Below are 20990 nucleotides of genomic sequence, written 5' to 3' on the forward strand. Positions count from 1 at the left end.
GACAGAGCACCACTATGCCTTCAAGCCTTCGCCTTGTCTAAAGCGCGTTGAACTCCCGCTGAATGAACAGATATTTAATACGATTGGTATAATGCGGCAAGTGATATGTCTACTCATTCAGTCTCAAAGCGTATCCGCGTTTAAAATACTAGCCCAAATAAAAGCCGCTTACTGTCATGACAGTGAGCGGCTTTTGACTAGATGGGTTAAATCCGTGTTTGGCTCAGAGTATTAATTTCTCACTAAATCCAATTCTTGGATTAAGTTATCGGCATGATCCACTTCATCCATCATCCACAGGATATAGCGAATATCCACGTGCACTGCACGGGTGATGGTTGGGTTAAAGAACCAATCTTTAGTGATAGCTTCATAGGTTGAGTCGAAGTTAAGGCCCACTAACTCACCTTTTCCGTTGAAGACTGGTGAGCCGGAGTTACCACCTGTGGTGTCCACGCTGGATAAGAAATTAACCGGTACTGAGTTAAATTCCTCTGGTTTATCTAAACAAGAGAAGAGTCTGCAAATCCAGCCACGGGGATCTTGATACACCGACTTCACCAGATGATCGCCAAAACGTTGTTCGCTAATCGCATCGAGGAGTTTTTTCGGGGCATTATAGGGCTCAACGCCGGTATGCTTAGCCACTATCCCATCAAGACGTGTAAATGGCTGTTTGTACAGCGCATCGCGGGATTGATAACCATCGACCATACCGTAGCTGATGCGTAGCGTACCGTTGGCGTCAGGATAGACTGGCCAGTTGTTTGCTTTGTAGTATTCGATCACGGCCGCCATATAATCAGGGCGAGCACTAGACAGCTTGCCGTCTAAGATTTTTTCTGACTTTTCCTGTGCCATATTCGTGTCATAAAGTGCTACGGCTAAACGAATAAAGGGATCGGCACTGGTTTCGAAAGCGCTAGCATCGGCATTCATCCACGCGAGGCGCTTAGCTTGGTCTGTGAGCGTAGTGAGTGAGTACAAACCATCGAGTTTAGCTGCGAGATCGGCATCTTTAGTGTTCGCACTTAGCATTTCATCGAGTGCAGCTACGCGATTTGATTGGCTAAGGTAAGCATTTAAATCCTGTAGCCACAAAGTCTTATCAACAGTGACATCAAAACTTGAATCGATACGTTTAAGACGTGAGCTTAGCATAGCAATATCACGTTCTTGGTAGCCTTGCTCACGCTCGGCATCGGGCTTTTGTTTTTCTTTAGCAAGACGGTAGAGGCTGTTTGCTGCGGTTAACAATGTGCTAGATTGGGCATTGGTAAAGTAGTAATTACTTTGGAATGCTTGTTGTTGCTCGGCGAGTAACACTTCTAACTCAGCAATGAGATTTTGATTTAGCTTAGGGTTTTGTTTAAGCCAAGCTAAAAAATTATCTTCACGGCTTTGCTTAATGCCAATGATATCCGTTGCTTTAAAACCCGCTAGTAGGCCGTTGAGTTTCTTCATCCGGTTGGCCATTGAGGCCATATTACCTGCGTACTTAATGGCGATATCGGCATCTTTTTGTCCCATAGCCTCGATAGTATCAATCTGTAATTGATAACGCTTAGCTTGAGTTGGGTACAACCAATCACTGGCAAATTTAAGTTCACTGGTCAGGTTGTAACGGCTAGTCGTGCCTGGGTAACCCGCCACAAACACGCCGTCACCGGCTTTTACGCCATCGGCATTGACCTTAAGGTAACTCTTTGGCTGGTAAGGAATATTATCGTCGCTATACACGGCGGGTTTGCCATCTTTTCCGACGTAAGCCCGTAGGAAGGCAAAATCACCCGAATGGCGTGGATATTCATAGTTATCAATATCGCCACCATAGCCCCCAACACTTTCAGGTGGTGCGTAGACTAAGCGCACATCGCGGATCATCAATTGCTTGATTAAGTAGTATTCTAAGCCGTTATGGAAACTGCGCACATTACAACGATAGTTAGCATCGGCTTCACAGCTTTTGATGAGCGCTTTACTGTGATTTTGGATGTCTTCGTAACGACTTAGCGGGTCTTGGCTGAGGTCTTTATTGATTTGCGCGGTGACATTGGTCACTGCTTCTGTGATGTATAAACGTTCGTTAGGACCGGCAGAGGGCTCCTTGTCCATCGATGTTGCTAAAAAGCCTTGTTCTAGGTAGTTATGCTCTTGCTTAGTGTTATATTGTATCGCCTTGTAGGCACAATGGTGGTTTGTCACAACTAGCCCTTGGGGGGAGACAAAACTGGCGGTACAATAGCCCAGCCCAACCACAGCGTTCATTGGATAACTTGTCAGATCTGCCAGTTTTTCTGCCGGAATATCAATTCCGCGTTCACTGAGTTTGTCTGCAATTGAAGGCATTTGATAAGGTTGCCATTGTCCTTCGTCGGCAGTTGCTATGCCGGATGTCAGTACTAAGGCTGCAACCAATGCAATACGCATGTTCTTTCCTTATTGATTGTTAGAGTGTCCGTTGGAATGAAATAACAGGCGAGTGTAAACATCCTGTTTGCTTGACGCGGGTTTTATATCATATTTTGTTAAGTTGTTGGAAATCGGGAGCGTTAATGTCACAACAAGGTGCTTTTAAGCCTAAAAGTAAGCCAAGAGATTTGCAGCTTGATGGACTCAAGCTGCCACCGCATTCAATTGAGGCTGAACAATCGGTATTAGGCGGCTTGATGTTAGATGCCGAAGCGTGGGACAGGGTCGCAGAGGCTGTCGTAAAAGAGGATTTTTACTCTCGCTCACATAAGATGATCTTTTCTGCCATGCACAGATTGGTCGATTTAGGGCAACCGATCGATTTGATCACGGTTTCTGAACAGCTCGAAGTTGAAAATCAATTAGAAGATGCCGGTGGTTTTGCCTATTTAGGTGAGATTGCGAAAAATACCCCAAGTGCGGGTAACATTTTATCTTACGCTGAAATCGTCCGTGAGCGGGCCGTGGTCCGTGACATGATCCGCGTCGCACATGAGATTGCCGATGCGGGCTATAACCCAGAAGGTCGGGACTCGGGTGAATTACTCGACTTGGCTGAGAGTAAAGTCTTTAAGATCGCCGAGATGCGAACTAATGCTAATGAAGGTCCAGAAGGCATTAAAACCATTCTGGAAAAAACCGTTGATAAGATTGAGCAGCTTTACAATAACCCCCACAACGGTGTGACTGGAGTGTCGAGCGGCTTTAACGATCTCGATAAAATGACCGCTGGTTTCCAGTCTGGCGACTTGATTATCGTTGCGGCGCGTCCTTCTATGGGTAAAACCACCTTTGCGATGAACTTGTGCGAACAGGCCGCAATGAATGAAGATAAACCCGTACTTATTTTCAGTCTCGAGATGCCGTCAGAACAGATTATGATGCGTATGCTGGCCTCCTTGGGCCGTGTTGATCAAACTAAGATCCGTACTGGTCAACTCGATGACGAAGATTGGGCGCGGGTTTCATCGACCATGGGTATCATGCTCGAACAAGGTAAAATGTATATCGATGACGGTTCGGGGTTAACGCCGACCGAAGTCCGTAGCCGCGCGCGTCGTATCGCCCGTGAGTACGGTGGTTTATCTATGATCATGATAGATTACCTGCAGTTAATGCAGGTGCCCGCCTTAAAAGATAACCGTACCTTAGAAATTTCTGAAATTTCACGCTCGCTGAAAGCATTAGCCAAAGAGTTGGAAATCCCGATTATTGCCCTGTCGCAGCTTAACCGCTCGCTCGAACAAAGGGCCGATAAACGTCCTGTCAACTCGGATTTACGTGAATCGGGTGCTATCGAGCAAGATGCGGATCTCATCATGTTTATTTATCGCGATGAAGTGTATAACAACGATTCTCAAGATAAAGGCACGGCAGAAATCATCATTGGTAAGCAACGTAACGGCCCCATTGGTCGGGTGCGGCTCACTTTCCAAGGCCAATTTTCGCGTTTCGATAATTATGCTGGGCCGCAGTTTGAAGAAGATTAATTGACGTTTAAAAACAGTCAGTTTGCGTTTGCAGAAGATGAGCTGTATTGATGTATTTTTTTATATCCGTGACTTTTTATTTCCTGAGTAAACAAGGTAAATTTTGAACCCTTTTCCCCGTGCAGAAATTAGCAGTAGTGCACTGCAAACCAATCTCGCTGCGTTGCGTCAACAGGCACCAGCGAGTCGTGTGATGGCCGTCGTTAAAGCGAACGGTTATGGTCATGGATTATTGAATGTCGCCAATTGTTTAGTCAATGCCGATGGTTTTGGCCTAGCGCGATTGGATGAAGCCTTAGAATTACGAGCGGGCGGCGTGACAGCGCGTTTGTTATTACTAGAAGGTTTTTTCCGTGCCACCGATCTTCCGTTACTCGTCGGGCATGATATCGACACTGTAGTGCACCACAGTTCTCAGCTTGAAATGTTAGAGCAAACTGTGTTGTCAAAACCTGTCACTGTCTGGCTTAAAGTGGATTCAGGCATGCATCGTTTAGGTTTTACGCCCGAACAATTTTCAACGGTTTACGCAAGGTTAATGGCCTGTCCAAATGTGGCAAAACCGATCCATTTGATGACACATTTTGCCTGTGCGGACGAGCCTGAAAACACCTATACCTCAGTACAGATGGCGGCTTTTAATACGTTAACGGCAGGCTTGCCCGGATTTAGAACCTTAGCAAACTCTGCTGGTGCCTTGTATTGGCCTCAGAGCCAAGGCGATTGGATCCGTCCTGGTATTGCACTCTATGGCGTATCTCCTGTTACTGGTGATTGCGGTGCGAATCACGGGCTAGTTCCTGCGATGGAATTGGTATCACAGTTGATTGCGGTACGGGATCATAAAGCCAATCAGCCAGTGGGCTATGGTTGTTTCTGGACCGCGAAGCAAGATACTCGTTTAGGTGTAGTGGCGATTGGTTATGGTGATGGTTATCCTCGCAATGCACCGGAAGGCACACCCGTGTGGGTCAATGGTCGCCGCGTACCCATAGTCGGCCGTGTTTCTATGGACATGTTGACTGTTGACTTAGGCCAAGGGGCGCAAGATAAAGTTGGTGATAGTGCATTGCTGTGGGGTAAGGCATTACCCGTGGAGGAAGTCGCTGAACATATCGGCACTATCGCTTACGAATTAGTCACTAAGCTTACGCCAAGGGTTGCTGTTTGCTTAGCTTAACCCTGACAGATAGAATTATTCTGGGACACTTTTTAGCAAGAAAACGGTGATTAAACACCGTTTTCTTTTATGTAAAGTGTCAGGATGAATAATTGCCACTACACGAATGGTTACTGCAAATAACACTATGAATTATAGTTATTTGTTAGCGGGAGAAGTGTCGAACCTGTAGGGCTGAGATAAGCAAAATAGTGGTTTGCAGTTCACAGTTGGCGACGCAATATGTTTTGGACCTGAGGATGAAGCTGTGCTGAACTGGTGTTAGGTGGCAAAATGGACGATAAAAATACCTCAATTCAGGCTACGTTAAACCAGCCGTTCTGATCTTTGTTATCTGGCTTTAAATAAGCGAATGAAACATAAGATCCAGAGCGACAGGATAGTTAATGTATTTTGAGCTGACTGGCTTGATGCATTTTAGCTATTAGTTTTCAAAACATATTTCAATATAAGCAGTACCATGCGGGCTTGTAAATGGCATGATAATCTTAGTGCCATTAGCTTTATGGGAAATAGTATGGCCTTTTCCTGATACGACCATAGGAGTGGCCATTTCAAATTCATAGCCTTTTTGACCCAAAAGATTTTTTGCGCCACCAGTCACCATGTTCGTGATTTCGCCTACTAAATCAGTCACTTCCTCGTTAATTTTACCCGGGTTTTCGCCCAGCATATTCTGCATTATCTGCAAAACAAGCTTTTGTTCGAAGGTAATCGACAGTGATCCTTTTGTTTGGGGTCCAACAAGACCTATTAGGCCGGATACATCACCCTTTGCTAAGTTATCTACTTTGATTTGGGGTTTGCCCGGCGTCAAATCCATGCTCGCCATCGTAGATATGACATTGAGCAAAGATTGGAGGAAAGGATTAATAAAATTAACGTTCATGCCTAAGTTTGTCCTCTTTTGAGCCTAAACCATGGAGTAATGGCATTGCTTAAGGCTATTAGAAAAGTTGCTTATCGACAGCAATCTTGATCACACTCTATCAGCTTAGATGAGACAGCTATAAATGTGAGGCTAATTTAAAGATATTCTTATCATTTATCTGAGTTATAGGCAGTTAAAGCTCCATATAACCGTGTCCTTTATTGTTTAGACCGTTTTGTATGATGGTTCATAAGTTTGCTTGGAAGACGCTTATCGTCAAATAGCGTTGTTTTACGTCTCATACATACAAAAAATGGCAATATATCGGCTGCATTAGCCCCATTCATAGTGGCTCATGAGTGCCGATGCTGCAAAGTTTTTTAGCCTTTTTATGGAGTAACTCGACTTTTATTAGTACTTGAACTTGTGAGAAGGCGTTGCTACTCAACTCTCTATCCCATCGCGTCTTACTTAATCCAATTTTATATGGCTATTTTCGGCATTGTGGAGTGCTATCAAAAAGGCGTCTTGGCCTTGAGTGTCTTAGCTGACTTTGTAAAAGTACGATGTTCGCTGTAAACTGTCTCACTTTTTGCTTCACCCTAACGACGCATTTGTAGTGTGTTGTTCAGTACGTGTTCCCGAGTCAATTACTGGGAACACCATCTTGAGTACTCAATCTTATAATTTGGGATACCTCACAGGATGCCCAGCAATTAGACAAATGCACAGATGTGTGAAAACCGCTTAATAGAATGTGAGAGTGATGATTCAATCTAAAATGAGTAAACCCCCTGTTATATCAGCTATTCCAATCGATAGAACATTTTCCATTGCGCCCATGTTGGATTGGACTGATTTTATTGTTTCCAGCGGGCTGTGGGCTAGTATGGGAGCCATATGGGGGATTAGTGATTTGTTTTGTTATCAATGGGGCACCGTTAAATGATTGGGGCCCCATTAGGTTTAGGTCGGTTAGATTACAAATGCAGTTAAACAAATTTAGATTATAGGCTGAGCCAAGCACCTTCCCATTCATCAATACTCAGTAACTCGACAGTGTCCCACAAGATGATACGTCCACAAATATTGTCAAGCTTAAATATCCGCGTCACTTCTTCCGTCCTGATGCTGTAACCACGCATGCGCATTTCTTCTTGAACACTGCTTTAAAAGGAGCTTTCATACTCATGATAGTAACTTCTTTAGTGCTTTTTATATATGCAGCATTATCTACAAATCGCTGAGTTCAAGGAGGACGTAAAAATTTTTTTCGCGTTTGTACTTATGTTTATTTAAATATTGTATTAATTATCAATAAGTTATTTTTTGGCCGTGTGTGTTAATAGGTTTGGAAAACGCACATGCGCGTTTTTCGAATAGTCTATTTGATGAAAATCTGATAAGTTCTTCTAATACAAATAGTTAACTGTACTCGTTTTTACTGGTCTGACGACGTAAACGTGCATGCGGACTAATAAAATGTTCAAGCGATTTATGCCCTGCAAACAACGCAGCGCATAAATACTAAGACGTTAGACACCAAGTGAGGGATCACGTGAATCTACAGAAATACGCCGCCTTAGCAATCGGAGCCATTCTATTATGTATCGTAACCTACGGCTCTATTGTCATTTTCCTTATTTGGCCAATGTCTGAGTTTTCGATAAGCAACGCTGGGGCTTTTGGGGATACGTTTGGACTGACTAATTCCCTATTCTCGGGGTTAGCGTTTGCAGGAATTGTCATAACAATTTTGCATCAACGACAAGAACTGACAGAATCGAGAGAAATATTTAGAATTCAACGATTTGAAGGTTCATTTTACCGTCTTCTTGATCTATACCGCGAGAACCTTGCGAGTATACGTATTGTCGAAGAGGATTCCGTTTATGCCGGTATTGACGCTCTAAACCACACGTGTAAGCGACTCAACCGCACAATGCAAAAATATACGAGTTTTCTGGAGATCGAGGAAAAGCGGCCGCTGTATGAAGTTCAGTTATTTATAGAAGTGCAAAAGCAACTAACCCGTCAAGCCCGTTATCTGGGTACACTACGGGCGATTCTAGAGCTAGTTGAGCGCGACTTAAAAGATGATATTGAACGTGAGCCCTACTGGGACATTGTAGCAAGCCAAATAACATCAGCAGAAGCCAAATACATCTTCTATTGCTGCTTGGTCTCTACGAAGAACGATAAGCTCCGCGAGCTAATGCATTTATCTGGTCTAATTAAATTTCGAGTACGGTATTCTAATCTAAGCACAACGCATCGTGAACTTTATAAGCGCATCCATGGTGTTGAAATTATCAAAGTGCCAACTGCCCTAGTTATGCCTCATGATCGAAATGAGATGAAATTATTGAGAAAGAAACTAAAGGCTGCTGCCCGTGCAGGCGTCTAACAAGTGATTGAAATTGTTCGCTTCGCTCACAGGAACGGGCTAAAGCCCGTCCCTTAACCAAACGTAAAGCTTCAAAGAGGAAAATGTCATGTACGAACTAATAACAATAGATATTTCATCGGGTTCGCCTGAAGGGCTTGGATGTAAGAATTATAAAACGCACCCTCGAATTGGCGAGTGGGTAGAAATGGATGTTAACGAAAAAGGAACCATGTTTGAGGTTGTCATGGTTGCCCATTCGGATTGTGGAGCTGGCTCTGATATTTATGTGAAAAAATTAGGTATTACTTCAAAAGTAATTATGAGTCTTTGCAAGAAATAATGCCTAACAAGTTGCTGCATGCGGACTCGATACAGTTGTCGCCGGTTTTTCGCTAAAAAAAGCCGCAAAAACAGCACCAACTTACTCGCCGGTGAGCAAGGCGTTATGCCTTAGAGGGAATATATGGCAAGTAAATCTGAAATTGCTAAAGAAGCCTTAACATTAGCTGATGAAGCTCTTAGAGAATTAGAGCTATCAGAAGCCACTTTAACTTCTATTGCGCTAAAGGCTAGCCGAATAGCTCGAATCAGAGGCGACTTTGATATGCAAAATATTTTTCTTTATGAAGTTGGGGGATTCCCTTCGGAACCTGGCGGCGTATCTAAAGATGTATGGCGACTAGCTGATAAAGCTGGTCGCATTTACAGAAAAAATAAAGATGGTGAAGTTAAAAACTACGCAAAGCTAGAATCAATTGAAAATCTAGAAAGTAGAATTGAATCTCATAGAGAGAGCTTAAAACGCTCCGCACATGCAGGCGAAAGAATACAATTATCTCAAAAAATAAGTGATTCATCAGACTTAATTGGTCAGCGAAGAGCATTTATCTATAAATATCTCAGTGATATTTATTATGAGTTGAAATATTCTATCGCCACAGAAGATAGCTTCTCTCGAATTAGGTTGCTAGTTGACAACAATATTGCTGATCTAGTACCAGCATCACTACAAAAGTTTTCAGCTATTTACGATAATCTCGAATCAGAGAACTCTGAAGATTGGTCGAATGCTGTTCATAGCTGTCGCAGAGTCCTGCAAGAGTTAGCTGATGTCTTATACCCAGCAAGAGAAGATGCCAAAATAGATGTAAATGGTAAAGAAAAAGTTATTAAGCTTGGACCAGACTCATACATCAATCGATTGGTAGCTTATGCCGAAGAGCATTCAAATTCTGAGCGCTTTCAAGAGATCGTTGGCTCTCATATGAAGTTTCTAGGTGAGCGGCTGGATGCAGTTTTTAAAGCAGCTCAAAAAGGTTCTCACTCTGAGATTGTTACAAAAATGGAGGCCGATCGTTACGTGGTATATACCTACATGATAGTTGGGGATCTTATGTCATTAAAACAAGAAGTAGAACTTCAACTGACAACAGCATAACAAGGCCAGGTTTCGGACAAGCAAAGCTTGCCGCAACTGGCGGCGTTAGCTCCAAGGAGAGATTGTGAGCATAATCAAGAATGCGATAGACTCGATTCAAGTTGGAATTGAAGACTATCAGGATACAGATGATAGAAGAAGTGTCTCAGCAGTAAGAAATATTTCTGCTGGAATCCTTCTTTTGTACAAAGAAAAGTTGTGTCAGCTATCTCCTGAAGACAATAAAGAGCTTTTGATTAAACAAAATATTCGACCTGTTCAGAATGAAGACGGTGAAATTTCTTTCGAAGGAAAAGGCCATAAAACAGTAGATGTTCAGTCGATAAAAGAGCGCTTTAAGAGTCTAAAAGTAACCGTAGATTGGACTCGCTTCGATGAAATAAACAAATTAAGAAATGAATTAGAACACTACTATACTTCTCAGTCTCCAGATGCTGTTAGGGAAATTGTAGCCAAGTCCTTCCTATTAATACGAGATTTTCTCTCTGAAAATCTTGAATTAGACCCACAAGAAACCTTAGGGCAAGATGCTTGGTCAACTTTACTCGAAGTGAGCGATGTATACTCCGCAGAAGAGAAAGCCTGTCAATCAACAATTGAAGCAATAGATTGGAAATATGATTCTGTTAAAGATGCTTTAAAATATTTGAGATGTGAGAGTTGTCATTCTTCTCTAATAGAGGCTCCTGATTCTGGTGATTCTTATCCTTCAATCAATCTACATTGTAAGTCATGTGATAATAATTTCAGCTTTGATGAAGTAGTTGAGCAATGTATTGATGACTCTCTCGCTGGTGAAGCAATTTATAATGCGATGAATGGTGGTGAGTCACCATACGATACATGCTTAAGTTGTGATCAAGCTACGTTTATACATGAAGAAGGAAAGTGTGTTGCTTGTGAATATGAGTTGGAATACACAAGCTGTGAAATGTGTGGGGAAGGATTAGGTCTTGAAGACCAATACAATGAAGGAAAGTGTGGCTATTGTCAGTATCGCTGGGAAAAAGTCATGGCGGAATGAGCTAACAAGCAGCAACGGACTGTCAAACCTATCACTCAAATTGCTGCGTAATTACGTGCCAGCTTTGCCAGCCGCTGTGCTGGGCGTTAATCCATAGAAATTTTAATCTGTTCTCCACCTGTGCCTCGGGATCTACATCAATCAAATCGCCCGGTTTAAAGTCGGGCGATTTGCTCTCGCCTTCCACCCTCACAATAAACGAGCGCTTACTGCATTTGATCGGGTAGGGTAAAGCTTTACATCGAGGGGAGAGGGTTATTTACTTTTTAGGCAAGCGCCCACCGCTGGCTAAGCACTCTTTGATTGTTTCGTATGGGGTATAGTTTTTAGTGCGTTTATAAGAGCGACTGGATTTGTCGTGGCAAATATCATTTTTGCTCTTTTTTACATTGGGTTCACTGGCATCTTCATTGGCAAAGGTGGCGGGGGCAAATAAACACAACATTAAGCAAGCTGATATCCATCTCATCCATTAATTCCTTTTAATTACTACTCACTATTTAAAAAATCATTACAGCGCTTTGCCTGTGAATACCACTTTGCCAACGATGGTGCAGTTACCATTGATTTCGACAAATTTATTCGGCCAGTCGGGGTTTAGGGCTTTGAGGTATTTTTTATTGCCATCGATGATCAGCTGCTTGAAGGTGGCTTGGTTTTCATCATCCAGGCGCGCCACTACGTAACTGCCGTTCTCCACCTGTGCGTCGGGGTCGACATAAATCAAATCGCCTTCTTCGAACTTCGGCAGCATGCTCTCGCCTTCAACCCTCACAATAAACGATCGTTTGCTGCATTTGATCGGGCAGGGGTAAAGCTCAACATCGAGAGGGGCCACTTCGTGAATATCTGTCCACACACCTGCTTGTACCATGCTTATCAGTGGTAAATAGTTGCCCGCACTGGCGACCACGGTCGCGTTATCCATTTCTCCAACACCAAACTGTAAGTACTCAGGCGTTGTTTGTAGTGCTTCCGCTAGTTCTTTGATTTTTCTTGGTTTTTCTATTTTCCCAGACTCTACAGACTGTAAAGATTGTTGAGCCATTCCAACTAATTCGGCTAGCGCCGCCTGAGTTAAGTTTAGTTTCGTTCTTCTTTTTTTTATTCGTTCACCAATACACATCAAAGATTCCTTTTTAATTGAAAAAACAAAATCTTAAAACAGCAGAGAAAGCAAAGTCTACAGTTAAAAACTATTTTTACAGTTTTAACTGGTATTGACAATAATGTTTAAGCGGTATTAAATACAGTTTAAAGAGGTAAGTAGGGTTTATTTAGATGAATTACATAACTAAAGCTGTAGCTGTCATCGGCGGCCAAACAAAGACAGGGAAACTGTTGGGTGGTGTAAAACAAGCATCGGTTTGGGATTGGATGAATAAATATGGCCAAGCCCCAGCCAAGTACATCAAACAAATCTCTGAGTTAACGAATAACGAAGTCACGGTTGAGCAGTTGCTTGCCGACCATGAGAAAAACCTAGTCAAGGGCAGCAAGGAAGGAATGCAGCAATGAACATGGCTTTTGCATTACTGGCGCGGTTTGAGTCACCAGTGGTAGCGCTTAAGGATATTAGCGACGAGTTTTTAGGCTTAACCCCTAAAACCGCAGAGCAAAAGGCAAAGGCGCAAGATTTGCCGTTCCCGACCTTTAAGTTGCGCGACTCTGAGCGCTCACCCTCGCTGGTGAATGTGCAGGATTTGGCGGCGTACATGGACAGCCAGTATGCGTTATCGCGTAAAGACTGGGACACGATTCAGCAAGCCAAGCGCTAATACAACAGCTTATAGGCACGGCAACGCAGGAGGATTTATGAGTTATCGGCAAATAAAAGGCACCACGATTGAAGTACCAGATTGGGTACAAGTACCGGCTTTTGCAGAGTTTAGTGAAGCAAAGTTGGAGAAGAGCCGCCGCGCGATTGCGTATCTACGCAGCAAGTATTTTGGGAATGGAGTTGGTAAACGAAAAACCAGAGTAGCAGAAAAAACAAAGCCACAACTGCGCTAACAGTTATGGCCGATATCACTTAATGAGGACACACCAAATGATGGCAAGAAGCATAGCAGTAACTTCCCCTTTAATTCAAGCACCCGCCCTAATTTTGTCGGCGCTGACCACAGCGCAGGAGGCTAATGCCTTTATGAACCAATTTAATTTTGATCTTAACAATCATTACCACAGCAGCATGCGCCGGCTAATGGTGGATGTGCATACCCGCCATGGTGATGCGCTCGCGGAAGCAAACCCTATCAGCGCTGCACGTTATCGCGGTATGGCCCAAGGGCTTGAGCGCGTTGCGTTATTGGTGCTGAACGATTCCATTTTGTACCACGCGTGTAGCGAGCTGGGTGATGAGCTTGAGCGGCTACATGAAGAAATGATGGCTGAGCCTGAACACTAAAAATGGGGGGATGTATGAAATTAGCCAATGTCGATTTATCAGAAATCAGAGTTGTCTCGCTTTATGTGATCACCTGTTTCATGTGTGAAAAACAACTCCATCTAGCAGCGAGTGAAATTGATGCCAGCGTTGGTGATGCAGCAGCAATGGCAGCATCACAGGGCTGGCATTGCTACGAAACCAGCGATGAAAGCTGTTCTGTTGCCTGCCCAAGCTGCATTAAAGAAGCGCAGGAAAACGAAGGGGAGGATTAAGCATGTGTACGTTAGCCGCAGCAGAACGAATGTTAGCTACTGGCAAGTTTTACAGCGCCGGTACGTTAGCCGCCGAGTTGGGAATTTCGGCCACGAGTGCGTCGGGCAAGTTATCGAACATTCGATCTTCAAAAAAATATCAGTGCGTGGTGACGCCTTTGCCTAATCGCAAGGTCAAGGTCGTAGCCATTAACGGTAAGTCTGTTTCTAAACAATCGATGTGGGATTTAGTGCTGTTCAAACGGCCATTACCGCAGGGAGTGCACGCATGAGCCAGCATTGCCAAATACTCGCCGAACTCGGCTCAGCACCGCGCCCTGTTTTTAATGGTCGCCACCCAGCAGGTTTGCGCAGTGATGGTTTGCCTTATGCCAGCCGCTGCAAGGTGAGCGATGCAAAACGTGCAGAACGCGCGCGGACTCGTCGTATTGAAGATATGGCGTTAGCCAAAGAACTGGGCATTAGCCTAGAAGAATTACAGGGCGGTGAGCTATGAATGATCACCAATCCGTCACTGAATTTAGTCGTCCCACTCACTCTAAAAATGGTGGCTGAGTCATGGCTAAAAAGTCCCATTTGTTTGCGCATTTACTCAGGCACTTTCGTTCCCGTCGGGAAGACCTGCTTACTCTGTTTAGGCAGCATCACGAGGACCCAAACGATCTGAGCTTAATCAAACTTGCAGAGGTATTTGGCGCGCTTGATTGCCTTTACTGGCAGTCGCTTGGCTGTGGTGAAGTGTTGCTGGCTAAAAAAATAGCCCGCACGATTAAGGATCCGTTCGAGGTTTTTTTGGTAGCTGGTCACGTTTCAACCGTTACTTCACATCGCAACTTCAGTAAGACAACGAGTGAGAGCTGTAACCCTCAATGAGCGCGCGCACCACTTCTAATCCACTTCCTTTTAAGCGGCGTTTGCAGCATTTGCCAACGCCGCTTGCTGATGACGTACTGGCAGCATTTGCTGTTGCAGCTGAGCGCTTGCCTGCCGCACCGGTGGACTTGTGGGAGGATGAGGTTGCTAGCGTGCGGGAAAAGATTGATACCGCTCGTTTGTATCAGCCTATTTTCGATAAGCCAGCAGAGCGTTTTACCGCGGTAAAAGGCTTTGAAATGCTTGCGCCGCTGTCATTCCATGTGCGCAATAAAGTACAAAATACCTATCAGCAACGTGTTAATAGTGGCGGCATTGCTGCTGGCTCGGCGTATTTACGCGAAACCATTCAAAAGTTAATAGTGGTTTGGCATAAGTACCCATTTCATAAAATATCGGGCATGAAGTTTGTTAAGCAACCAGAGCCAGTTGAGCAAGATGATGTTGTTGATAAGGATGAGATTGAAAGCAGATTATTAGCTAAAGCTTCGCCCTTCAGCGCTTTTAGACTATTACGCCATCGCAAGTCAACTGAACTAAAAAAGGCTTCAGCAATCATTGCGGATACTTGTATGCAGCAGGTTAAAGAGATTGCTGCTAGTGCAGACAAGGATGCTGCTTATTTTGATGCCTATGACGCTGCCGCCAAAATATGCCAAACATGGGGTGTTATTCCGCCCTACTGGAACGCAGTAAAACGTGATCATATCGAAGATGCTGCCGAGTGCGCCATATTGCGCATGACTTGTGCAAAGTGGTGGGGCAGGCAGTTGCTAAAGTTGCGTGACCAATGCTGTGAGCATTTATGTATTGTTGTCGGCTTAGTTAATCAACACACGCCTTTTGTGAGTGACGAGTGCTTTAGCGAGTGGACCTCGCAGCAACGTACTGCGATGCAATGGCTTGAAAGCACAATGATTGAAAACGAAGCGGGGGTGATATTGCCGCTGATTGAAGCGGCGATGGCCGGTAATGCGAACCCTTCTAACCGCTTAGTTGAGTTAATTGTGCGTGCTCGTGGCTTAGATGAAATGGCTGAAGAGTCGGGCAAAATTGGCTTTATGGTCACGCTTACTTGCCCAAGTAAGTTTCACATGAAATCCCACAAATGGGATTTGAACAACGCCAAAACCGCCCAACAATATCTGGTAAACGTGTTTGCTAAAATCCGCGCTGCATTAAGTTACCGCAATATTCCCTTTACTGGCTGCCGCGTCACTGAGCCGCATAAGGACTCAACCCCACACTGGCACATGCTGTGTATGGTCAAGCCTGAGCATGAGCTGGCAGTAAAAGCCATTATCAAAAAATACGCCTATGAAGTTGACGGCGACGAGCCAGGCGCAAAAGAGCACCGCTTATTAATCGAAGCGATTGATAAGCAAAAGGGTTGCGCTGTGGGTTACATCATTAAGTACCTTTCAAAAAACATCATGGGCGAGCACATGCAAGGCGAGTTAGACCTTGAGACGGGCAAGCCTGTTAATGAGGTTGCGCCACGCGCCACAGCTTGGGCAAACCGCCATCGGATCCGCCAGTTTCAATTTTACGGCACATCATCAGTGCAGGTTTGGCGTGAGCTACGTCGGCTAAAAGTCGGGCCACAATCGCCAGAGATTGAGGCCGCTAAGGCCGCTGCATGTAACTCGGACTGGAAAGCTTTTGAATATGCGATGAAAAACGCCCAGCTATCACTCAATTATGAAGTCACGCCGCAAGGCAATGAATACGGTGAGGTGACTAAGCGGGTGCAAGGTATTAGCGGCATTGCCTTTGGCGAAAAGCGCTTAATTATCACCCGTGGCGAGCGCTGGAAACTGCGCAAGGCCAATGATGATGAACTGGAGGCATACAAGATTTTAAAGCAGCGCCGCAAAGACTTATTCACCGTTAATCGTGCCATGAATGCTGAAAGCCGGTTTTCAAGAAAAGAACTCAAAGACGCCATGCCGAAGTGGAGCATGGCGCTGTTGCCGTTGCCTTTTGGCTCTCCTTGGACTTGTAGGAATAACTGTACAGACCCTGTTTTGGAGGAGGTTGATAGCCGAATTATCAGGCACCTTGCGCAGGTGGGTATTACTGACCCTGCCAACATTGAACGGTTATTGTTCGATGGTTGCAGGGTGATGGATGCTGATGGCGGTGAGTGGTGGGTTGATGATGGCCAGCTGCGTAACGAACCGTATCGATATCATGAAATTAGGGATCTTCCGCTTGATGAGCTTGTCTCAGAAATGCAGTCGTGGGGGAAAACGGTATAGACGAACTTAACTTTAATACGCCCAACACTAGCTAGTAGAACGGAGAGATAAACCATGAAACTTACCCTAGAAGATTTAACCCAAGAAGACCACAACACCATTTTGGCATATGTCACCGCTAAGCACCGGGCAAATGGTTACAGAGGGCCATGCTTTATTTTCTTGCCACGCCTAGCAGAACTTCACCTTGTTAACAGCATCGTTTGTGCTGAATTGGCTATCGACATCATGCGGGCAAGCGTATGAAAACTCTGATTCAAGGTTGTGAAAGCGATGAGCAGTTTGAGGTATTGCTTAAGCTAACGGGCATCAGTAGCGAAGATAAAAAAAATGCGCTGCGCGCTCACTTAGTTGAAGGTCTACCAGCTAAGCGTGCGTATGCCCGCTTTCATGTTACCCAGCAGCATTTTAGCCAGGCATTAATGTTGCTAAACAAAAAAGCAGACTTGGCCATGCAGTATGCGGCGTTACAAAAAAGCAAAGGTGAGCAGAACTTTAACGAGCTGCGACAGCGAATCATTGAAGCAAAGCAAGCTGGCGGATATCAGCCGCTATTGACAGACGGTCATAGAAATCCGTCAAATGATGAATTGCTAAAATCACACTAAATAAGTAGTGTAAAAATTGAGTGAAAGCTTTTTATACTTACACATGGAGAAATGAGTATGGATGTTTTTAAAATAACAATAATTGCTGCTTTTTTTGCTGCCGCGCCTGTATTAGCCGATAGCCTAACTGGGCCTCAAAAAAATGCCGTAAGGTCTGCAAAGTCATACCTCAGCATGCAAGGTTTTTCACGTGACGGACTGATTGATCAACTCTCGTCAGAGTATGGTGAAGGTTATAGTGTTTCTGATGCAACGATAGCGGTTGATAGCCTGAACGTTGATTGGAATAAAAATGCAGTAAAATCTGCGAAGCAATACCTTAATATGCAAGGTTTCTCCTGCAAAGGTCTCATTGAACAGCTTTCATCTGATGCTGGAGATAAGTACACCGAAAGTCAGGCAACTTACGGCGCAGAACAAGCAGGTGCTTGCTAAACAGCAAAGCGTGATAAAGGCCGCTAAGGAGCTGGAACGCCGATCCTTAGTGGCTTATTGCACCAAGCTTTACTCATACAGAAACATATCTAACTTTTTAATTGATCGCGGGATCGCTAAATGATCGCTAATGCGTTTTTTTGCGTTTTTGGTAACTGGGTTACATTACTGAAAGCCGCCAGCGCTGGCGAGGTTTTAGGGGATCGCGCTATTGCGTTTTTTTCACCCGATAAAGCGCGCAGGCGTGGCGTGGGTCTGACGGCGCGCGCTGGGTTGAAAGTGGGGGTAAACTGCAGGCAATAAAAAACCGCCCGAGGGCGGTTGATGGGAATGGGGTTCCGATCGTTACTTGGTTTCGGTTGCGACTGCCAGTTGGTAAGGCTTGAAGCGGACTATCTCTTCGCCGGCCCATTCGTTGATGGCCAGTAGTGATTGGCGAATGCAATCCAGCTCGTTAGCATCAAATACCTGTGCTGCCTTGCCGGCATCACCAAAGCCGCCGGTGTTGTTGGGCACAATCCCCATGAGTTGAGGCGGTACGCGGTGCGATGCCAGCTGGTCGTCACGGCTGACGTTCTTAATACTCAAAAACTCATCATTCGCTGCAACTTCTGCCACTGGGATTAATTTGATCCCATCCTTATTGCCACCTGGTGCATGCAGAAATAGATTGCGGAAGTTGCCAGGGCCTTTGCTGTTTCTAAGCGATTCACGCAATTTACTAACATCTTTCTCGTTCACTGTTGAGTCGGTAAGGTACATGATAAATCCAGCGTGACTGCCGTTCTCGTAGTACCGACGCCTAAACAGTGTCGCACTCTCATTCAGCAATGACGAGTTCATGCTGGCGACATAGTCGGGAATGCCATAAACCTCTTGGTTTAAGTCTGGATCCTTTACGTGAAAAATTGATGATTCAGAAAACTCCATCTCTTCGTGAAAGTTAGGCACCCACCAAAATTGATTAGGTTTAACACCTACCCGCGTGTATTTAGCCGGCGAGGCTTGATACTTCAATGCACCGCCAAGGCGATTCTTAATGACCTGCACATAAGCATTATTAAAAACCAGATAATCGAGAACAATGGCGCTGAACTCGTACAGGCTAAGCTTAGGGTGTGGAATAAAACAACTTTTTAGAATATTGCGCTTTACCTGAATCGCGCTTGCATGATGCACAGAAGCACGATAAATGCGGCTAAGGCCAGTCAATGAAAGCGGCGGCTCGTAGTATTTACCGTTAGACATGGCCTCAAGATAGTCGAAGATCTCCCGTTGGCTCAGTACTGGCATGGGGTCGCCAAAGGTAAAGGTCTCAATTCGTTGCTCTTGCGGCCCTTGCTGCTCTTGCGGTTTGGCTGCCATGGTTCGAGCCTTTCTATATTTTGCCATTAGTCGTAAATCTCCAACGTCGATGTACTGGTGCCGCTGGTATCCAGTGGCTCATTGTAAAGCGCATGCATTGCCGCCCACGCGATATCTGCGTGGCTAATTTCTTCGCTGCGAGCGGATTCATAGGTAACTTGTTTGCCGTTGGCTGTCAGGGTTTTACGAATGCTCATAAATGCCTGGGCTAGGTCGGTCCAGCCTGCGTCATATTCCAAGCGGCCTTTACTGATCACGTCATAAGCCTTGATCACCATCTGACTTTTCAGCACAGGGTTGTAGAGGAATGGCGTGACTTGAGGGAAAAACTTCTTCACCAGTTGATACACCGCCTCACCAAGGCCTGTGGTATCGATTCCGATAAAAGTCACATTGTATTTATTGCAGATATCCTGAATTGCTTTGGCCTGTGCCTCAAAGTCCATCCCGTTCCAACGGTGTTTTTCAATGACGCGGAACTTACCGCCTGGCACAGCAGGAGGGCAGATCACAATGCAACCTGCGCTATCACCTTTGCCGCCTTTGTTAGGGTCGTAACCAATCCACACTTCACGGTGCGCCAGCGGTCTTGGCGCAAAGGGCTTGTAGTCTGTCCACACTTCCCATGAGTCAACCATGCAGCGCTGCATCATCACCATAGGGAACACCGACATAGTGTCGTCGATGAATTCGCACATTAGCAGGTTTGAATATTCGTCAGGGCTGTACTCTAAGTGCAGGGTATCGGGGTCGAATAAGTTGCAACCTTTGCGGATAGCATCATCGACCGTAACCACTTGCCGCCACTGGCCGTCTTCACACCTGCGGCCGTTCGCTAGGGCGCGATGACTCACATCAATCTCCATGCGATCGGCCTTAGGTCGGCCACGGTTAAACAACGCGCCAGTCCAAAACGGGTAGGCGTCGTGGGTAATCGATGACGGGGTAGATATGTAGGTTTGGCGCCATTTGGCATGGATAGCCATACCTGAGGCGACCTTGCGGAACTCTTGGAACTTGTGGATCCAGAAGTACTCATCCAAATACAGGTTGCCGTGATAAGACTGGGCTGTTCTGGCATTGGTGCCCAAAAAGTACAGAATGGCACCGTTGAAAAGCACAATAGGGTCGCCCTTGAGTTCAATACCGGTGACATCCTTCACGAACTGAATGATGTACTGCTTAAACACATGGGCCTGCGCTTTACTGGCCGATAAAAAGATTTGGTTACGGCCCGTTACTAGCGCATCAATAATGGCTTCATGGGCAAAAAAGTACGTCGCGCCAATTTGGCGAGACTTTAAGATGTTGCGTATACGCTGAGTGAGTCCTGCTGTGTACCATTCCTTTTGATAGGCAAACATCGAGCCTTGGAACGCCTCAATCAGCTTTTCCAAATCCTCTTCGCTAACATGGTTCTTCACCGGCGGCTTTTTAGGTCCTGCATTGCGGTTTTGTACGTTTGGATTGAGGTCTGCCTCATTGCCGCCATTGTGATAGCGAGTGATGCGGGCAATTCGCTCCAGCTGCCGACCGAGTAGGTCTATCTCCTTAAAATCCTTGCCGTCTTTATCCTCTTTGTTGATGAGCTGCAGCATGCGCATTTCAAGCGCAGAGTCCACTCTGTCAATGGGTTTTGCATCTTCCCAGGCATCGCGTTTTTTCCAACTCGACACGGTACTTTCGGGCAGTTGTAAATGCTGGCTAATCTCGCGGACAGCCCAGCCTTGCCAAAAAAGGTTTTTGGCAGATTGGCGTTGATTCTTATCTGTAGAAATTGGGGGATTCAGTTTCATGGCGCCAGTGTAAATAGCCCAATACCGAAAACCCTGCTGTTTAAGCGGTATCGGTTTCCTTATACCGCCCGAAGCCCTTGCCCATCATCGCCTTGCTCTTGACCATACAGGCAGCAGTTAACAGACC

General features: G+C 45.2%; 25 protein-coding genes. 18 read left to right on the forward strand and 7 right to left on the reverse strand.

What is annotated here, in order from left to right; genetic code table 11:
- Positions 1–231: 231 nt before the first annotated feature.
- A complete protein-coding gene (locus tag AAA952_RS10320) occupies positions 232–2430 on the reverse strand; it encodes a S46 family peptidase (protein ID WP_338256720.1) in 2199 nt (732 codons plus the stop codon).
- 125 nt (positions 2431–2555) lie between these two features.
- Here AAA952_RS10320 and dnaB point away from each other — a divergent pair, with 125 nt between their 5' ends.
- Both dnaB and alr read left to right on the forward strand, forming a co-directional pair.
- Positions 2556–3962 (forward strand): replicative DNA helicase, encoded by a 1407-nt coding sequence (gene dnaB, locus AAA952_RS10325; RefSeq protein ID WP_105251415.1) that lies wholly within the window; start codon positions 2556–2558, stop codon positions 3960–3962.
- 103 nt (positions 3963–4065) lie between these two features.
- Positions 4066–5142: an alanine racemase gene (gene alr, locus AAA952_RS10330; RefSeq protein ID WP_219250590.1), complete on the forward strand. Its 1077-nt coding sequence runs from the start codon at positions 4066–4068 to the stop codon at positions 5140–5142.
- Between the two features lie 424 nt (positions 5143–5566).
- Here the strand turns inward: alr and AAA952_RS10335 are convergent, their stop codons facing one another.
- Entirely contained in the window at positions 5567–6031 is a 465-nt protein-coding gene (locus tag AAA952_RS10335) for a chemotaxis protein CheX (RefSeq protein ID WP_105251417.1), read from the reverse strand.
- A 989-nt stretch (positions 6032–7020) separates the two neighbouring features.
- Entirely contained in the window at positions 7021–7158 is a 138-nt protein-coding gene (locus AAA952_RS10340) for a hypothetical protein (protein ID WP_338256725.1), read from the reverse strand.
- A 413-nt stretch (positions 7159–7571) separates the two neighbouring features.
- Between AAA952_RS10340 and AAA952_RS10345 the strand changes: the two genes are divergently transcribed.
- The 4 genes from AAA952_RS10345 (at position 7572) to AAA952_RS10360 (ending at position 10864) form a co-directional block, all read left to right on the forward strand.
- Positions 7572–8420 (forward strand): putative phage abortive infection protein, encoded by an 849-nt coding sequence (locus AAA952_RS10345; RefSeq protein WP_338256727.1) that lies wholly within the window; start codon positions 7572–7574, stop codon positions 8418–8420.
- 88 nt (positions 8421–8508) lie between these two features.
- The gene (locus AAA952_RS10350) at positions 8509–8742 is read left to right on the forward strand and encodes a hypothetical protein (RefSeq protein WP_338256729.1); all 234 of its coding nucleotides are present in this window, start codon (positions 8509–8511) and stop codon (positions 8740–8742) included.
- A gap of 123 nt (positions 8743–8865) precedes the next feature.
- Entirely contained in the window at positions 8866–9840 is a 975-nt protein-coding gene (locus AAA952_RS10355) for a hypothetical protein (protein WP_338256731.1), read from the forward strand.
- 64 nt (positions 9841–9904) lie between these two features.
- A complete protein-coding gene (locus AAA952_RS10360; RefSeq protein WP_338256733.1) occupies positions 9905–10864 on the forward strand; it encodes a hypothetical protein in 960 nt (319 codons plus the stop codon).
- 259 nt (positions 10865–11123) lie between these two features.
- On the opposite strand, the gene AAA952_RS10365 is transcribed toward AAA952_RS10360, so the two are convergent.
- The gene (locus AAA952_RS10365; protein ID WP_037459281.1) at positions 11124–11333 is read right to left on the reverse strand and encodes a hypothetical protein; all 210 of its coding nucleotides are present in this window, start codon (positions 11331–11333) and stop codon (positions 11124–11126) included.
- A gap of 42 nt (positions 11334–11375) precedes the next feature.
- Positions 11376–11990 (reverse strand): LexA family protein, encoded by a 615-nt coding sequence (locus AAA952_RS10370; protein WP_259590743.1) that lies wholly within the window; start codon positions 11988–11990, stop codon positions 11376–11378.
- Between the two features lie 155 nt (positions 11991–12145).
- On the opposite strand from AAA952_RS10370, the gene AAA952_RS10375 reads away from it, so the two are divergent.
- The 12 genes from AAA952_RS10375 (at position 12146) to AAA952_RS10430 (ending at position 17702) form a co-directional block, all read left to right on the forward strand.
- Positions 12146–12382: a transcriptional regulator gene (locus tag AAA952_RS10375; RefSeq protein WP_259590742.1), complete on the forward strand. Its 237-nt coding sequence runs from the start codon at positions 12146–12148 to the stop codon at positions 12380–12382.
- The gene (locus AAA952_RS10380) at positions 12379–12642 is read left to right on the forward strand and encodes a pyocin activator PrtN family protein (protein WP_113939957.1); all 264 of its coding nucleotides are present in this window, start codon (positions 12379–12381) and stop codon (positions 12640–12642) included. The genes AAA952_RS10375 and AAA952_RS10380 overlap by 4 nt, the downstream gene beginning before the upstream one ends.
- A 37-nt stretch (positions 12643–12679) precedes the next feature.
- Entirely contained in the window at positions 12680–12877 is a 198-nt protein-coding gene (locus AAA952_RS10385; protein WP_259515472.1) for a hypothetical protein, read from the forward strand.
- A 37-nt stretch (positions 12878–12914) separates the two neighbouring features.
- Positions 12915–13271, forward strand: a complete 357-nt coding sequence (locus AAA952_RS10390; protein WP_338256746.1) for a hypothetical protein — start codon at positions 12915–12917, stop codon at positions 13269–13271.
- A 14-nt stretch (positions 13272–13285) separates the two neighbouring features.
- On the forward strand, positions 13286–13525 hold the full coding sequence (locus tag AAA952_RS10395) for a hypothetical protein (protein WP_338256748.1): 240 nt from the start codon (positions 13286–13288) through the stop codon (positions 13523–13525).
- Positions 13526–13527: 2 nt separating this feature from the next.
- Positions 13528–13797, forward strand: a complete 270-nt coding sequence (locus tag AAA952_RS10400; RefSeq protein WP_012197347.1) for a hypothetical protein — start codon at positions 13528–13530, stop codon at positions 13795–13797.
- Positions 13794–14021, forward strand: a complete 228-nt coding sequence (locus tag AAA952_RS10405) for a hypothetical protein (RefSeq protein ID WP_338256754.1) — start codon at positions 13794–13796, stop codon at positions 14019–14021. Before AAA952_RS10400 ends, AAA952_RS10405 begins: the two co-directional genes overlap by 4 nt.
- A gap of 62 nt (positions 14022–14083) precedes the next feature.
- The gene (locus AAA952_RS10410) at positions 14084–14398 is read left to right on the forward strand and encodes a hypothetical protein (RefSeq protein ID WP_338256756.1); all 315 of its coding nucleotides are present in this window, start codon (positions 14084–14086) and stop codon (positions 14396–14398) included.
- Positions 14395–16659, forward strand: a complete 2265-nt coding sequence (locus AAA952_RS10415; RefSeq protein ID WP_338256758.1) for a replication endonuclease — start codon at positions 14395–14397, stop codon at positions 16657–16659. The genes AAA952_RS10410 and AAA952_RS10415 overlap by 4 nt, the downstream gene beginning before the upstream one ends.
- A gap of 54 nt (positions 16660–16713) precedes the next feature.
- Positions 16714–16905: a hypothetical protein gene (locus AAA952_RS10420; RefSeq protein WP_338256760.1), complete on the forward strand. Its 192-nt coding sequence runs from the start codon at positions 16714–16716 to the stop codon at positions 16903–16905.
- A complete protein-coding gene (locus AAA952_RS10425; RefSeq protein WP_338256762.1) occupies positions 16902–17267 on the forward strand; it encodes a PapB/FocB family fimbrial expression transcriptional regulator in 366 nt (121 codons plus the stop codon). Before AAA952_RS10420 ends, AAA952_RS10425 begins: the two co-directional genes overlap by 4 nt.
- Before the next feature lie 57 nt (positions 17268–17324).
- Entirely contained in the window at positions 17325–17702 is a 378-nt protein-coding gene (locus AAA952_RS10430; protein WP_338256767.1) for an Ltp family lipoprotein, read from the forward strand.
- Positions 17703–18047: 345 nt separating this feature from the next.
- Here the strand turns inward: AAA952_RS10430 and AAA952_RS10435 are convergent, their stop codons facing one another.
- Positions 18048–19094, reverse strand: a complete 1047-nt coding sequence (locus AAA952_RS10435) for a phage portal protein (RefSeq protein WP_338256769.1) — start codon at positions 19092–19094, stop codon at positions 18048–18050.
- Positions 19094–20863, reverse strand: a complete 1770-nt coding sequence (locus AAA952_RS10440; RefSeq protein WP_445190375.1) for a terminase ATPase subunit family protein — start codon at positions 20861–20863, stop codon at positions 19094–19096. Before AAA952_RS10440 ends, AAA952_RS10435 begins: the two co-directional genes overlap by 1 nt.
- Positions 20864–20990: the final 127 nt, after the last annotated feature.

Origin of the sequence: Shewanella sp. M-Br (assembly GCF_036245925.1) — a bacterium.
Classification (GTDB): domain Bacteria; phylum Pseudomonadota; class Gammaproteobacteria; order Enterobacterales; family Shewanellaceae; genus Shewanella; species Shewanella oncorhynchi.

What these genes read in the sequence shown, in the direction of transcription:
- AAA952_RS10320 (WP_338256720.1), bottom strand. Translation starts at nt 2,430, where the DNA reads ATGCGTATTGCATTGGTTGCAGCCTTAGTACTGACATCCGGCATAGCA.
- dnaB (WP_105251415.1), top strand. Translation starts at nt 2,556, where the DNA reads ATGTCACAACAAGGTGCTTTTAAGCCTAAAAGTAAGCCAAGAGATTTG.
- AAA952_RS10335 (WP_105251417.1), bottom strand. Translation starts at nt 6,031, where the DNA reads ATGAACGTTAATTTTATTAATCCTTTCCTCCAATCTTTGCTCAATGTC.
- AAA952_RS10340 (WP_338256725.1), bottom strand. Translation starts at nt 7,158, where the DNA reads ATGCGTGGTTACAGCATCAGGACGGAAGAAGTGACGCGGATATTTAAG.
- AAA952_RS10350 (WP_338256729.1), top strand. Translation starts at nt 8,509, where the DNA reads ATGTACGAACTAATAACAATAGATATTTCATCGGGTTCGCCTGAAGGG.
- AAA952_RS10355 (WP_338256731.1), top strand. Translation starts at nt 8,866, where the DNA reads ATGGCAAGTAAATCTGAAATTGCTAAAGAAGCCTTAACATTAGCTGAT.
- AAA952_RS10365 (WP_037459281.1), bottom strand. Translation starts at nt 11,333, where the DNA reads ATGAGATGGATATCAGCTTGCTTAATGTTGTGTTTATTTGCCCCCGCC.
- AAA952_RS10370 (WP_259590743.1), bottom strand. Translation starts at nt 11,990, where the DNA reads ATGTGTATTGGTGAACGAATAAAAAAAAGAAGAACGAAACTAAACTTA.
- AAA952_RS10375 (WP_259590742.1), top strand. Translation starts at nt 12,146, where the DNA reads ATGAATTACATAACTAAAGCTGTAGCTGTCATCGGCGGCCAAACAAAG.
- AAA952_RS10380 (WP_113939957.1), top strand. Translation starts at nt 12,379, where the DNA reads ATGAACATGGCTTTTGCATTACTGGCGCGGTTTGAGTCACCAGTGGTA.
- AAA952_RS10385 (WP_259515472.1), top strand. Translation starts at nt 12,680, where the DNA reads ATGAGTTATCGGCAAATAAAAGGCACCACGATTGAAGTACCAGATTGG.
- AAA952_RS10390 (WP_338256746.1), top strand. Translation starts at nt 12,915, where the DNA reads ATGATGGCAAGAAGCATAGCAGTAACTTCCCCTTTAATTCAAGCACCC.
- AAA952_RS10395 (WP_338256748.1), top strand. Translation starts at nt 13,286, where the DNA reads ATGAAATTAGCCAATGTCGATTTATCAGAAATCAGAGTTGTCTCGCTT.
- AAA952_RS10400 (WP_012197347.1), top strand. Translation starts at nt 13,528, where the DNA reads ATGTGTACGTTAGCCGCAGCAGAACGAATGTTAGCTACTGGCAAGTTT.
- AAA952_RS10405 (WP_338256754.1), top strand. Translation starts at nt 13,794, where the DNA reads ATGAGCCAGCATTGCCAAATACTCGCCGAACTCGGCTCAGCACCGCGC.
- AAA952_RS10410 (WP_338256756.1), top strand. Translation starts at nt 14,084, where the DNA reads ATGGCTAAAAAGTCCCATTTGTTTGCGCATTTACTCAGGCACTTTCGT.
- AAA952_RS10415 (WP_338256758.1), top strand. Translation starts at nt 14,395, where the DNA reads ATGAGCGCGCGCACCACTTCTAATCCACTTCCTTTTAAGCGGCGTTTG.
- AAA952_RS10420 (WP_338256760.1), top strand. Translation starts at nt 16,714, where the DNA reads ATGAAACTTACCCTAGAAGATTTAACCCAAGAAGACCACAACACCATT.
- AAA952_RS10425 (WP_338256762.1), top strand. Translation starts at nt 16,902, where the DNA reads ATGAAAACTCTGATTCAAGGTTGTGAAAGCGATGAGCAGTTTGAGGTA.
- AAA952_RS10430 (WP_338256767.1), top strand. Translation starts at nt 17,325, where the DNA reads ATGGATGTTTTTAAAATAACAATAATTGCTGCTTTTTTTGCTGCCGCG.
- AAA952_RS10435 (WP_338256769.1), bottom strand. Translation starts at nt 19,094, where the DNA reads ATGGCAAAATATAGAAAGGCTCGAACCATGGCAGCCAAACCGCAAGAG.
- AAA952_RS10440 (WP_445190375.1), bottom strand. Translation starts at nt 20,863, where the DNA reads ATGAAACTGAATCCCCCAATTTCTACAGATAAGAATCAACGCCAATCT.